General features: G+C 54.6%; 10 protein-coding genes and 1 pseudogene. 7 read left to right on the top strand and 4 right to left on the bottom strand.

Annotated elements, in window-relative coordinates:
• Both ACIGHL_RS19030 and ACIGHL_RS19025 read left to right on the top strand, forming a co-directional pair.
• A pseudogene (locus tag ACIGHL_RS19030) lies at positions 1 to 438 on the top strand (hypothetical protein); the annotation flags it as partial.
• Between the two features lie 57 nt (positions 439 to 495).
• A complete protein-coding gene (locus tag ACIGHL_RS19025; protein WP_003292660.1) occupies positions 496 to 1,128 on the top strand; it encodes an HAD family hydrolase in 633 nt (210 codons plus the stop codon).
• Between the two features lie 86 nt (positions 1,129 to 1,214).
• On the opposite strand, the gene ACIGHL_RS19020 is transcribed toward ACIGHL_RS19025, so the two are convergent.
• Positions 1,215 to 2,105: a cation efflux transmembrane domain-containing protein gene (locus tag ACIGHL_RS19020; protein ID WP_003292661.1), complete on the bottom strand. Its 891-nt coding sequence runs from the start codon at positions 2,103 to 2,105 to the stop codon at positions 1,215 to 1,217.
• Between the two features lie 92 nt (positions 2,106 to 2,197).
• Here ACIGHL_RS19020 and cadR point away from each other — a divergent pair, with 92 nt between their 5' ends.
• The gene (gene cadR / locus ACIGHL_RS19015) at positions 2,198 to 2,602 is read left to right on the top strand and encodes a Cd(II)/Pb(II)-responsive transcriptional regulator (RefSeq protein ID WP_003292662.1); all 405 of its coding nucleotides are present in this window, start codon (positions 2,198 to 2,200) and stop codon (positions 2,600 to 2,602) included.
• 122 nt (positions 2,603 to 2,724) lie between these two features.
• On the opposite strand, the gene ACIGHL_RS19010 is transcribed toward cadR, so the two are convergent.
• The 3 genes from ACIGHL_RS19010 to ACIGHL_RS19000 form a co-directional block, all read right to left on the bottom strand.
• Positions 2,725 to 4,098 carry a heavy metal sensor histidine kinase gene (locus ACIGHL_RS19010; protein ID WP_128119965.1) on the bottom strand — a complete coding sequence of 458 codons (1,374 nt, stop codon included), beginning with the start codon at positions 4,096 to 4,098 and terminating at the stop codon, positions 2,725 to 2,727.
• Complete coding sequence (locus ACIGHL_RS19005; protein ID WP_216707245.1) at positions 4,095 to 4,769, bottom strand: heavy metal response regulator transcription factor; 675 nt, start codon at positions 4,767 to 4,769, stop codon at positions 4,095 to 4,097. The genes ACIGHL_RS19010 and ACIGHL_RS19005 overlap by 4 nt, the downstream gene beginning before the upstream one ends.
• Positions 4,770 to 5,077: 308 nt before the next feature.
• The gene (locus tag ACIGHL_RS19000) at positions 5,078 to 6,397 is read right to left on the bottom strand and encodes an OprD family porin (protein ID WP_021210271.1); all 1,320 of its coding nucleotides are present in this window, start codon (positions 6,395 to 6,397) and stop codon (positions 5,078 to 5,080) included.
• 388 nt (positions 6,398 to 6,785) lie between these two features.
• Between ACIGHL_RS19000 and ACIGHL_RS18995 the strand changes: the two genes are divergently transcribed.
• The 4 genes from ACIGHL_RS18995 to ACIGHL_RS18980 are packed head-to-tail and all read left to right on the top strand — an operon-like array spanning position 6,786 to position 13,084.
• Positions 6,786 to 7,175 (top strand): hypothetical protein, encoded by a 390-nt coding sequence (locus ACIGHL_RS18995; protein WP_128119964.1) that lies wholly within the window; start codon positions 6,786 to 6,788, stop codon positions 7,173 to 7,175.
• A gap of 58 nt (positions 7,176 to 7,233) precedes the next feature.
• Positions 7,234 to 8,541 carry a TolC family protein gene (locus ACIGHL_RS18990; RefSeq protein WP_014822256.1) on the top strand — a complete coding sequence of 436 codons (1,308 nt, stop codon included), beginning with the start codon at positions 7,234 to 7,236 and terminating at the stop codon, positions 8,539 to 8,541.
• Between the two features lie 9 nt (positions 8,542 to 8,550).
• Positions 8,551 to 9,897: an efflux RND transporter periplasmic adaptor subunit gene (locus tag ACIGHL_RS18985; RefSeq protein WP_128119963.1), complete on the top strand. Its 1,347-nt coding sequence runs from the start codon at positions 8,551 to 8,553 to the stop codon at positions 9,895 to 9,897.
• Between the two features lie 16 nt (positions 9,898 to 9,913).
• Positions 9,914 to 13,084: an efflux RND transporter permease subunit gene (locus tag ACIGHL_RS18980; RefSeq protein WP_014822258.1), complete on the top strand. Its 3,171-nt coding sequence runs from the start codon at positions 9,914 to 9,916 to the stop codon at positions 13,082 to 13,084.
• The last annotated feature ends 85 nt before the right edge of the window (positions 13,085 to 13,169 follow it).

The raw sequence follows: 13,169 nt of genomic DNA, 5'->3' as shown, positions 1-13,169 counted from the left end.
GGGGCGTATCCACAATGGTGTCCACTAAAAAATGGTGGGCACCATTGTGGCTATTCGAGGCTAGGGCAGGCAGTGGGTGCAGGGCGGACGCTTACGCACGATTTGCTGTTGGATGAGCATTATTTCGACGATGCTACCAATGACCGCATCCGAGGAGAACTTTCGGAGCTCTTGCCCAAACAGGTCTACGAGGTAGAACGGCAACCTTTTTTGGGCCTGATGAGCGGATTGACCAACTACACCATGGCTGACGAGCTTCGCGTAAAGCAGGCACTCGACATTGCTGTCGCGACCGGTGATCTGCTGGCGGTCGACAAGAACGGCAAAACAAGGCGTCGAAAAGGCACAAGCATCAAGTCGACAGATATCCTGATAGCGCCCCCGCAAAGACCCATCTTCTTCGTGCCACCTCTGAAGAAATCCAGTTCAGAAAACTGAGAGGGGCGGCATCGCTCTTCGGGTGGGCGGTTCGCCTCCAACGGTAGAGGTGCCGGCATGATACAAGCAGTAGTTTTCGATGTGTTTGGCACGCTTCTCCAGATAGGTGAGCGCCGCCATCCTTTCCGCCAACTGATGCAGAACCTGCGGCTTCAGGGCAAAACACCAAGGCCGGATGACGCACGGACTCTGATGACTCGAAATCTGGGCTTGGCTGGAGCTGCCGATTATTTCGGTGCGCAGTTGAGCAACTCTGAGTTAGCTAGCCTTGAAAGCGACCTTTTCACCGAGCTGGCCAGCGTTCGCCTTTTCGATGATGCGTTGGAGTCGCTAAATCAGCTAAAGGACGCCGGCCTGAATCTCGCGTTGTGCTCCAATCTCGCAGCCCCATATGCGATTCCGGCCAAACTGTTACTGCCGTCGTTCGATGTTTACGGATGGAGCTTTGAGGTTGGGACAATAAAGCCTGAGCCCGCAATCTATCGTCAGATGATCGAACAGCTTGGCTGCGAAGCCTCCGCTATCGCAATGATCGGTGACACGTTGCAAGCCGATATGCTTGGTCCAATTGGGCAAGGCATGCGGGGCTACCACCTACAGCGTGAAGGAAAAGCCGATCAGTGCGGCTTCGTCTCGCTGATGGACTTTGCAGCCCACGTTCTGCAATACCCACCATCCGCCAACGGCTAAAGCGGCGTCGCCAGTTTTAGCTGACGCCGCTAGACCCGGATGGCTTACAGGCATGAAGACACCCTTTTTCTGTAACGGGAGCTCCTTCAACCCTTGAGCGCCAGAATACGCCGAGCGCCGTTGAGAACGATGAATCCCACGACGGTACCGATAATCAGGTCTGGGTAGTTGGACCCAGTCCAAGCGACGAGCGCTCCGGCGACTATGACGCCCATGTTGATGACCACATCATTGGCGGAGAATATCCAGCTCGCTTTCATGTGAGCACCACCTTCCCGGTGTTTGGAAATCAGCAGCAAACAACCCGTGTTGGCGAGCAATGCCAGGAACGCGACGGCCATCATTATCAGCGACTCGGGCTCGCTGCCGAATATAAAGCGTCTGATCACCTCTACGAGCACGCCGAGGGCCAAAATCAGCTGGAGCACACCAGCAAGGTGTGCAGCACGCACCTGCAGATTGACGCTGCGCCCAACCGCATAAAGGGCCAGGCCGTACACTGCCGCGTCAGCGAACATGTCGAGCGAATCGGCAATCAGACCCGCGGACCTGGCAATCAGGCCAGCAGTCATCTCTACCACGAACATGAAGGCGTTGATGCCTAACAGTAAACGTAGGGAGCGGGATTCCTGTGTAGAGTTCGCCGGATTCTCGGCGGCTTTGATCATCTCAGGGTCTGCCGCGACAGTTTTCTGAAGAGTGGCGCCTAGCCCTAACGTCGCCAGCTTTTTGGTTATGGGCTCAACGGCACTGTCATGCATGACATCTAACCGACGGTCCGACAGATCAAAAGTCAGCTTCCGAACTCCGTCCAAACCATTCAGCGCCAAGCGGATCATTCGCTCTTCTGATGGACAATCCATCTTGGGCACGGCGTAAACACTGACCCATTGCCCCGTCGTATCGGAAGGGTTTTGCATATCGGCATCAGCGGCTGGTGTCGCATCGCAGCCGCAGGGACCATCGGACTTGCTCATGATACGGCTCCACTTGAAATCGAAGATGGGATCATTAAAAGCCTTATAGCTACTATAAGGTCAATAACGCAGAGCCGATGAGGATTCACACGATGCGCATTGGTCAGTTAGCAAGGCTAATAGGGATTGATACACAGACGATCCGCTTCTATGAGCAGCAGGGCTTGTTGCCACCGCCTGATCGCCAGGCGAACGGCTATCGTGTCTACACCGAGAAGCATGGCGAGCGGCTAGCGTTCATCCGGCGCTGCCGAATCTTGAATCTGTCACTTCCAGAGATTCACGCACTCCAAAGCTACCAGGATGACCCTCGCCAGCCTTGTACGGCCGTCAATGCCTTACTCGATGATCACATTTCTCAAGTCAGATCCCAGATAACCGCTCTGCAATCACTCGAACGACAACTCGTTTCACTGCGGGCTAATTGCAACGATGGGCGGGAAGTTGAGGCTTGCGGCATTCTCGCCGGAATTAGCGAGGACGCATGCATTAAATGAACGGCGTTGGGGCTTGCGGGCCTGGTTACCCGGCCAACGCGCATGCCCTCGAAATGGTTGTTTGTCCCTGTGGTTTTTGCCCCTTCGTAGTGATGGCTGTCTCCGTGCGGTATCACTTTGAGTCAGGCCTGCCGAGGAAACGTGAGTTCAAACGTGGTCCGACCGTCTTTGCTGGCGACGGCCACGTGGCCTTTGTGGAGGTTCATCACTGAGCGGACAATCGCTAGCCCCAATCCTGCCCCGCGAGGTTGTATGCCGTTAACGCGGTAAAAGCGGTCGAACAGGTGTGGGAGATGATCCGATTCGATAGTCGCGCCATGATTGGTGACAGCCAGCGAGACGATGTCTGCGTCCCCCTCAAGGATCTTAAGCTCGACCGTGCTGCCAGTATTCGAATGCCGCAATGCGTTGGATAACAGGTTGGAAATGGCCCGTTGAACCATAAGTCGATTTCCCAAAATCATGGCATCGCCCGTTACTGTCGTAGCGACTCCCGCTTCTTCGGCTAGGACTTCGAAGTATTCACATACGCGCCTCGCCTCGCTTCCCAAGGATAATGGTTCGAGCTTCAGTGCTGGGCTGGCGTGGCTGGCCTGGGCAAGAAACAGCATGTCTGACACGATTCGATCCATGCGTTCGAGTTCTTCAACCGACGACTCGATCACTTCACGATACTGCTCCTTGCTTCGCTCACGCACCAAAGTCACCTGCGCCTTGCCTATCAGGTTGTTCAGCGGAGTTTTCAACTCATGAGCGACATCGTCCGAGAATTGAGACAGTTGCTGAACGCCGTCATCGAGTCTACGAAGCATTACGTTGAGGCTGTGCGCCAATGCTTGGAGCTCTTGCGGAAGCCGATCGGGGCGGATTCGAGGTGATAGATCCTGTGTCGATACCTTAGTCGCCAAGGCCCGGAACTTGCGAAGCGGTCGCAAGCCATTATTTGCAACCAGCCATCCAGCCAACCCGATCAATATCAGCAGCATCGGCACGGTCACTAAGGCCGAGCGCAGAAATGCAGCCACCAGCCGTTGATCGGCACTGCGATCTTGCGAAAGTAAAAGCGTCATTGGGCCCAGTCCCGGAACCTGGATCTGCTTGCGCCCGGTTAGCATCTGCACGCCATTTCTCGTTGTCCAGCCAAGGTATTCACCGTCTCTGTTCACGAGACCCAGCTGCTCCGGGGCATTGGCGAACCGGCCGATACTGAAAATCGGTGATTTCTCCGTATCGCCGATGACGGTTATCGAAAGGTTGTCATGGCCCAGCACCGTATCGCTCAGCGCATGTTGCCACGATCGGCCCATGCGGGCTTCGGTATCCTCTGCAAGTCCATGATCAATCTGTGCGAGTTTGTCCGTCACTTCCTCCTCGGCGCGCGACTCTAGTTGGCTTACCAGTACCCAGTAACTCATCCCTATCAACAGCGCAACCAAAGCGGCGCCGGTCAGCGTGATCTGTAACGCGAGACGCGATGCTAGACTAAGTGGTTTCAAGGCCGCGCCTCCAGCACGTAGCCCACACCCCGGATAGTGTGTATCAGGCGATCGCCAAAGGGTTCGTCCACCTTCATCCGCAGGCGGCGAATCGCGACATCTACCACGTTGGTATCGCAGTCGAAATTTATATCCCAGACCAAGGTAGTGATTTCGGTGCGTGTCAGAACCTCGCCAGTTCGGCGCATGAGCAGATGCAGTAGAGCGAACTCTTTGCTAGTGAGATCGATACGTTGGCCGTTCCGATAGGCGCGATGCCGGCTCGGGTCCAGTTCGAGGTTGGCAACACACAGGTTACTCGGAAGTGAGATCGGCTCGCCTCGCCGCAGCAATGTTCGAATACGAGCGAGCAACTCGGGGAACTGGAACGGCTTAACCATATAGTCGTCAGCGCCAAGTTCCAGACCGCGGACCTTTTCGTCCAAGCGGCCATTCGCTGTCAGCATGATCACGCGAGTCTGCTTACGCCGTCTGATGAGCTCGAGCACCTCCCACCCATCCATGGTTGGCAAATTCACATCAAGTAGCACGAGGTCATAATCGTTCTGCAGCGCCAGATGAAACCCATCGAGACCATCATCCGCTCGATCTATGTGGTAACCAGATTCGGCAAGACCCTGCTGCAGATATTCCGCAGTTTTTACTTCGTCCTCTATAACCAAAATGCGCATATTTTGAGGTAACTCTAGTTGACGGGGCGCCAAAAAAACATCCATCAAGTGGCTACAAAGTCAAGACGGAGCGACTTGGTCGGAACTGTTCTAAAGAATCTGACATATGCCGCCGTAGGCCGGGGTGGGAACAGTCTAGCGCGGCAGGAGCGCTGGGAAGCTGCCTTACAAATTTTGTAACCTGCCAGTCATCTGGCTCGCTGCGTAAGCAGTACTTACGCAAAAAAAGGCGCCCTGATGGGCGCCTGAAACACATCTTCAAACCAAGGGAGCAAAACTAAAGAAGATGTGGTGTTGCTCATGGTGTTTCACAAGATCGAGAGCGGGTACTCGGCTATGAATCGGACCTCATCGAGGTCGGACTCGAAAGCAGTCGCCCGCGTGGTAGCCTGGCGCACCCGCAGAGACAAATCCTTGAGAGAGCCAGTCTGTACAACGTAGCGGGCTTCGACGTCGCGTTCCCAGCGGTTCTGTCCCGTCAGCGGCGCACCGTTATCGTCTTGGCGCATGTACACCTCGTTCGCATTGCTGTAATCGGCGCCCCAACCGCGGGCGTAGCGGGTCATGAAAGTAAGCCCGGGTATGCCGTATTCCGCCATGTTCAGGTCGTAGCGCAGCATCCAGGACTGCTCTTTAGGTGAGTTGAAATCACTGTACTGGATGGAATTGTTCAGGTAGATCGAGTCCGCCTGGCGCAAGTAGTCAAAGTCGTTGTTACCGTTGTTTCGCTGATACGACGCCGTGACAGTGTGCGCGCCGAAGGCGACACCCAGGCTTGAGCTCCAGATGTTGTTGTCGAACTCGCCCAGTAATTCGCGGCCTTCGTCGGTTGCCTTGTAGTAGTTGAAACTGCCCAGCAACGCGACGACATCGGAAAGCGGATAGGTGGCCGATAGACCGAAGTAATGTTGGTTCCAGGCATCCTTGAGGCGGCTGGTATACAGGCTAAAACTGAGATTTTCGTTTACGCTATAGTCACCGCCTGCGTAGCCGAGCCAAGGGGCGTCGACGGCACCGCCATAAAACGTGACGAAGTCATCGTTCGTGTTGCTGGTATTGGGCTGGCTCATCGCGTGCAGGCGGCCGCCCTGGAGGGTGAGGTCGTCCAGCGAGTTGTTCACAACGGTGACACCCTTGAAAGACTCCGGCAGCAGCCGTGCGTCACCAAAGTGCACGACGGGAGTAGCGGGAAATACATCGCCTGCCTTGATCTCGGTGTCCAGCAAGCGTGCTTTCACCGCGCCCCCCACCCGTGTGAAGTCATCCTCAGGATCGCCGGCGCTGTCGTGGGGAAGCAGGTCGATGCTGCCGCCCGCACCGGAGCGCCCCGAACCGGAGTCGAGTTTGAGTCCGAGCATGGCGAAGGCGTCGACGCCAATCCCTACCGAGCCTTGGGTATATCCGGACTCGAAGAAGGCCATCAATCCGTGGGCCCATTCCTCGGAGTAGCCATTGCCGGTGGCACTCTCACCGTCGCGAAAATCTCGATTGAAATAATAGTTGCGATTTATCAGCGATAGCGTGCTGCCTTCGATGAAGCCGTCCGCTGTTTCCGATTGGGCTAAGACCGGGGCGCTGCCCAATGCCAGTGAAAGGGCTGTCAGTGAAAAAACGGCCTTTTTGCTCATGATGATGCTCCTTGTGTACGGCAGATCAGTGCTTGAATGACGCCTTTCGCCTTTTTGTTTTTTAGCGCTTGGCCATGTTCTCCCCCCCCGGATGACAGCAGGATTAGCGGTAAATGACTATTTTGTAATCTGAGGAATGGCATCGCTCACTCTCTCGATTACAGATTTGTAATGTTTCGGTCACTCGATCGTTATCCACTCTTCTATAAAGTCACCACCCCATAGCGTCAGCTATCTTGCCGGCTTGGCAAGGCTGATAAAAAACGCTTATGTGTATTTGTTTAAACCTAAGGCGAATCACTATCGGAGTAGAGGCGCATGTGTTTAGCGTCTTGGCGGGGGTAGTTCTTATGATGGGATTCGACATCTAAACCAGGAAGTCATCGTTTTGTCTTGGATGAGAAAAATAGTTTTGCTGATGTTGCTAGCCTTGTTTCCATTGCAATCATCATGGGCAGTTGTTAGCACGAGCTGCAGTCATGAGGATGGTTCGGCAGCAAATCATTTTGGACATCACGAACATCCGCACGAGTCTCTGGGTACTGACGAGGAAGGATCGTCAAAAGCCGCAAAAAAAATCAGTTTGGATGGAGACTGTGTCTTTCATGGCGACCATATCAAGCCGCTTATAACGAAAGGGATTTCTCCTGGTTCGGTATTATCAATAAGCTTGAAACCGTTTTTTTCTGCTAGCTACGCATCGGCTGAAGCCGGGCGTCCTGAAAAACCTAATTGGCGCATCGGTGCAAAGCCGGTGAGACGCCAGATTAACCAGTAGGACGCCATTTATCTGTATCTGAGGTCTCACCGAACCTTCCCTTTTCTAGGAGATTTCGGTGCGAAAAGTTATTTTACCGCTGGGGTTGACGATGTTGTCGTGCAACCTCGCCTTTGCGCAGCCTTTAGAGTTGCCGACCTTCACACAGACCTTACCTGCCAGTGTGGCAAATACCTTCCCCGTTGAGTCTGTCGACTCCATAAGCTTTCTACGCGCCTTGGAGCTCGCTAGCTCTGCAAGCCCTGAATTGGCTGCTGCAAGACGTGAGCTGGCTGCTTCTCGCGCATTGATTAGCCAAGCCGGAGCGCGTCCGAATCCAATATTGTCCGCTAGCCAGGAGGGAATCCGAGGTGATGCCCCCGAGACGACGCTTGAGCTGAGCCAAGAAATAGAGCTGGGTGGTAAACGTTCGGCTCGTATTGAGGCAGCGCAACGCGCCATGGACGTAGCGGCCGCCGACCTACAGGACGCTCAAGCTCGACTGAGGGGGGCAGTGATGGGCGCATACTACGATGTGCTTACTGCTCAAGAACGGCTGGAGCTCGCTCAGGCTGCTTCAAAGCTTGCGAAGCAAGCAGTGAACGTGGCCAATCGGCGTGTGAGGGCCGGCATGGTTTCTCCCGTAGAGGAAACCCGGGCGCGGGTTGCGGCTACTGGAGTGCAAGTGGAGCTTGCCCAGGCCACAGCTGAACTCGAAGCTGCGCGCACTCGTCTGGCGGCCAACTGGGGAAACCCACAGCCACGCTTTGAGCGAGTACTAGAGCCGGCAGAGGCAGTACCTCCGCTTCCCGAACTAGCTGAGCTTTATAGCCGCTTGAGCGATTCCGCTCAACTAACCCGCGCGCGTCGGGAAGCAGAAAGACGTCGGGCTGCGTTGGAGCTGGAAAGGACGAATCGCTTTTCTAACGTGACGGTTAGCGTAGGTGCCCAACGCTCAGATGAATATAACGGCACGCTGGGACTGGTGAGTATCTCGATGCCCCTGCCGTTGTTTGATCGAAACCAAGGCAACATCGGAGCAGCGCAGGAACGGGCCTACCAGGCGCAGGACGAGCTCAACGCCGTCCATATACGCCTGAAAAGCGAACTTTCCCAAGCGCACATGCGGCTGCGCACTGCCCGCCAGCAGTTTGAACTGTTGCGCAACGACATGCTCCCCAGTGCCCAAAGCGCTTATGAAGCTGCCAGCAAGGGGTTCGAACTTGGAAAGTTCACGTTCCTTGACGTACTGGATGCTCAACGCACGCTTTTCCAAGCCCGATCTCAGTATCTGTCTGCGCTATCACAAGCTAACCAGGCGGCGGCAGAAATCTCGCGAATTGTCGGCGATGGGTCGGCCGTTATCACCTCGGCCACTCAGCCATAAGGAATCCATATGAAAAGTAAATCGAACACATCTTCCTTGGCTGTTCACAAAAAACAGATTTTTTGGATCGTCGTCATATTAGGCGTGGCACTGGTGCTTGGTGGATTACTTCTTAGCAGTAGTCCTGCCGTGCCCAATGCGAGCGACGCGCATGGCGAGCATGGTGGCGCTTCGGAGCATGAAGATGAAGGGCATTCGGATGAGAATACCGAAGCCGAAGGAGGTCATGGCCATGATGAAGAAGGCGCCGATAGCGATCACGAGGTCGGTGCGGCAGAGAAAGATGAGCATGACGATGGCCCTGAGGGAGCGGCGCACGCTGAAGCAGCAGAGGTTGAACTCTCTGAGACCCAAATCCTAGCCGCGGGCATCTCGCTAGCAACCGCTCAGCCTGCGCAGATAAAAAGCGCAATCGAGCTGCCTGGCGAAATTACATTCAACCAAGACCGCACAGCGCAAGTTGTGCCTCGTCTCTCAGGTGTCGTTGAAGCGGTCAAAGTCGATTTGGGCGAACAGGTGAAACAGGGGCAAGTGCTTGCTGTGATCGCGAGTACCGACCTGTCGGAACGTAGAAGCGAGTTCTACGCGGCACAAAAACGTCTTGCATTGGCTCAGAAAACCTATCGACGCGAAAAGGAGCTGTGGGAAGAGCGTATTTCTGCAGAACAGGATTATTTACAGGCACAACAGGCTCTACGGGAAGCAGAGCTGACGGTTGCGAATGCAAAAGCACAGCTACAAGCGCTTGGTAGTGATGCTGGCAAGCCAGACGCATTGAGCCGCTACGAACTCAGGGCGCCGTTCGATGGGATGATCGTTGAGAAGGACATCACGCTCGGTGAGTCAGTCAATACCGACGACCAGATATTCATCATTTCCGATCTCTCTACCGTTTGGGCAGATATCAGCGTTCCTGCCAATGCACTCAGCGCGGTACGAGTCGGCAGCAACGCGGTTATCGAAGCCACAGCATTCGAGTCCAGTGCCAATGGCACCGTTTCTTATGTCGGCTCACTTGTTGGTCAGCAAAGCCGCGCCGCTACCGCCCGGGTCACGCTTCCGAACCCGGAAGGTGTTTGGCGTCCCGGCCTGTTCGTCAAAGTGCGGGTAGGCTCTGGCGGAGTGTCCGTGCCGGTTGCAGTCAAGCCCGATGCGATCCACACGTTGGAAGATAATCCGGTGGTGTTTGTACGGACCGACCATGGCTTTGCTGCTCAGCCAATCGTGACTGGTCGCGGCGATAGTGAAGCGGTTGAAATCAAGGAAGGTCTTCAGGCCGGAGTGCGCTATGCCTTGGCCAACAGTTTCATCATTAAGTCCGAGCTTGGCAAAGCCAGCGCCTCGCATGCTCACTGATACGGAGTTATAGACTGTGTTCGAACGTATCATTCGCTTTTCTATAGAGCATCGCTGGCTGGTTTTGCTAGCCGTGCTTGGCATGGCAGCGTTAGGAGCTTACAGCTACCAAAAGCTGCCTATCGATGCTGTCCCTGATATCACCAACGTACAGGTGCAAATCAACACTGCGGCCCCAGGTTATTCCCCGCTGGAAGTGGAGCAGCGCATTACCTACCCGCTCGAGACGGTAATGGCCGGGTTGCCCAAGCTCGAGCAGACCCGTTCCTTGTCTCGATATGGACTTTCTCAGATCACAGTTATTTTTGAGGAAGGCACTGACATCTATTTTGCCCGCCAACTTGTGAATGAGCGCTTGGGAGGGGCCAAAGATCAGCTTCCGGAAGGCGTCACTCCAACACTTGGCCCTATTTCCACTGGGCTTGGCGAAATCTATTTTTGGACGGTTGAAGCTGAGGACGGTGCCACCAAATCGGACGGTACGCCTTATACCTCTGCTGACTTGCGTGAGATTCAAGATTGGATCATCAAACCGCAAGTCCGCAATGTACCAGGCGTAACTGAGATCAATACGATCGGAGGATATGCAAAGGAATATCAGATCGCCCCCAATCCAGACACTTTGCGGTCGTTTGGACTGACATTACAAGATCTGATCGAAGCGGTTGAGCAAAACAATAACAATCTAGGTGCCGGATATATTGAAAAACGCGGCGAGCAGTATCTTGTTCGTGCTCCAGGACAAATGCAATCAGTAGAGGACATCCGCAATACCCTTATTAGCAACGTTGACGGTACCCCAGTACGTATCCGCGACGTTGCGACGGTAGAGGTTGGAAAGGAGCTCCGTACTGGCGCAGCCACCGAGAATGGCCGCGAAGTGGTTCTAGGTACGGCTTTCATGCTTATCGGTGAAAATAGCCGGGTAGTTTCTAGGGCTGTCGATGACAAGATGAAAGAGATAAACCTTTCGCTTCCAGAGGGCGTAAAGGCGATTACTGTCTACGATCGAACTGTACTCGTAGACAAAGCTATATCCACCGTTAAGAAGAACCTCACTGAGGGTGCCATTCTTGTTGTGGTTATACTTTTTCTCTTCTTGGGCAATATCCGTGCGGCGATCCTAACCGCACTTGTTATACCGCTGGCGATGCTCTTTACGTTCACCGGCATGGTAGCCAACGAGGTCAGCGCCAACCTGATGAGCTTAGGCGCATTGGATTTCGGCATCATTATCGATGGTGCCGTGGTGATTGTTGAGAACTGCGTGCGTCGACTTGCTCACGCTCAGTCCCATCACGGGCGGGCATTAACGCTGTCCGAACGGCTTCATGAAGTGTTCGCTGCGGCAAAGGAAGTGCGTCGGCCTCTACTCTATGGGCAGCTGATCATTATGATCGTATATCTGCCGATATTCGCCCTTACAGGGGTAGAAGGTAAGATGTTCACGCCCATGGCGTTTACCGTAGTGACAGCGCTATTCGGGGCGATGATTCTCTCGGTGACGTTCGTCCCGGCAGCCGTTGCGCTCTTTATCGGCAAGCGTGTTACAGAGAAGGAAAACTTTCTAATCCGCAATGCTAAACGGGCCTACGCACCTGCATTCGATGCGGTGATGTCCAACAAGCCAGTAGTGCTCACCTTTGCCGTTGTTGCAGTTGTACTTTCCGGCCTCGTAGGGGCACGTATGGGCAGTGAATTCGTGCCTAGCCTCAACGAGGGGGACTTCGCTATCCAAGCCCTTCGTGTACCGGCTACCAGCCTTAGTCAGTCTGTCGAGATGCAGCAGCAGCTGGAGCGAAAGCTCATGGATGAGTTTCCGGAGATCGAGCGGATTTTTGCGCGCACAGGCACTGCGGAGGTGGCATCCGATGCCATGCCTCCAAACATCTCTGACGGGTACGTCATGCTGAAGCCACAAGAGCAGTGGCCGGATCCAGGCAAGTCGCGCGACGAACTCTTAAGCGAGGTCCAAGCATCCGCCGCTGAGTTACCGGGCAATAACTACGAGTTTTCCCAGCCTATTCAGCTGCGTTTCAACGAGTTGATTTCCGGTGTTCGTGCCGCTGTAGCCGTGAAAATCTATGGTGATGACATGGAGGTTCTTAACAGCACGGCGGCGGAAGTGTCCGAGGTGCTAGGACAAGTACCAGGCGCCTCCGAGGTTACGGTCGAGCAAACGACTGGCCTTCCTATGCTCACGATTGATATCGATCGCGATCAAATCGCACGATACGGCCTGAGTTTAGATACCGTCCAGCAAGCGGTTGCAGTAGCCATCGGGGGCCGAGAGGCAGGCACCTTGTTTCAAGGAGACCGGCGTTTCGATATCGTAGTTCGTTTACCGGACGAGATACGAAGCGATCTCGCCGCAATTGAGAGGCTCCCAATTGCCCTTCCAAGGGAATTAAACAGCGCCATAAGTTATATCCCCCTCGGCGAGGTGGCCACTCTGGATTTGGCCCCCGGTCCGAATCAGATCAGTAGAGAGGAAGGGAAACGGCGAATTGTCGTTAGTGCAAACGTCCGTGGTCGGGACATTGGATCATTCGTATCTGAGGCAGAACAGAAAATCCAGGCCCAAGTAGATATCCCGGCAGGTTATTGGATCGACTGGGGCGGTACCTTCGAGCAGCTTGAATCGGCAACGAAGCGGCTGCAGATCGTCGTCCCCGTGGCGCTGCTCCTGGTGTTCATTCTGCTTTTCATGATGTTCAACAATGTCAAAGACGGCTTATTGGTCTTTACAGGGATTCCATTTGCGCTCACCGGAGGCATTGTTGCGCTGTGGCTGAGAGATATCCCGTTGTCCATTTCAGCAGGAGTTGGCTTTATTGCTCTGTCAGGCGTCGCCGTTCTAAATGGCCTGGTAATGATCTCCTTCATCCGTAGCCTACGGGAGCAAGGTTTACCTCTGGACACCGCGATCCGCGAGGGAGCTCTGACCCGGCTACGGCCGGTATTGATGACAGCCTTGGTGGCTTCACTCGGGTTCGTTCCGATGGCCTTGAATGTGGGTACCGGTGCAGAGGTACAACGTCCCCTTGCGACAGTGGTAATCGGAGGGATTCTCTCCTCAACGGTGCTAACGCTATTAGTGCTACCGTTGCTCTACCAGCTGGCTCATCGGCGCGAAGACGAATTGGAGGAGCAAGAAATTGCGCTAGCCGCTGACAGAACTAGCTAGAAAATCGAGTGGCGGCACACAACGCCCCGTTCTTGCTAGCTAGCGAGAACGGGGCGTGTTGGTTTCGGAGTGCTAAGATTCAGCT

The sequence above is a fragment of the Pseudomonas sp. NPDC077451 genome (assembly GCF_044543345.1).
In the GTDB taxonomy this organism is placed as follows: domain Bacteria; phylum Pseudomonadota; class Gammaproteobacteria; order Pseudomonadales; family Pseudomonadaceae; genus Stutzerimonas.
This window is presented reverse-complemented; position numbering and strand designations above follow the sequence as displayed.

Excerpts from the sequence above, each read along its gene's own strand:
- ACIGHL_RS18985 (WP_128119963.1), top strand. The coding sequence starts at position 8,551 with ATGAAAAGTAAATCGAACACATCTTCCTTGGCTGTTCACAAAAAACAG.
- cadR (WP_003292662.1), top strand. The coding sequence starts at position 2,198 with ATGCGCATTGGTCAGTTAGCAAGGCTAATAGGGATTGATACACAGACG.
- ACIGHL_RS19005 (WP_216707245.1), bottom strand. The coding sequence starts at position 4,769 with ATGCGCATTTTGGTTATAGAGGACGAAGTAAAAACTGCGGAATATCTG.
- ACIGHL_RS19000 (WP_021210271.1), bottom strand. The coding sequence starts at position 6,397 with ATGAGCAAAAAGGCCGTTTTTTCACTGACAGCCCTTTCACTGGCATTG.
- ACIGHL_RS19025 (WP_003292660.1), top strand. The coding sequence starts at position 496 with ATGATACAAGCAGTAGTTTTCGATGTGTTTGGCACGCTTCTCCAGATA.
- ACIGHL_RS19020 (WP_003292661.1), bottom strand. The coding sequence starts at position 2,105 with ATGAGCAAGTCCGATGGTCCCTGCGGCTGCGATGCGACACCAGCCGCT.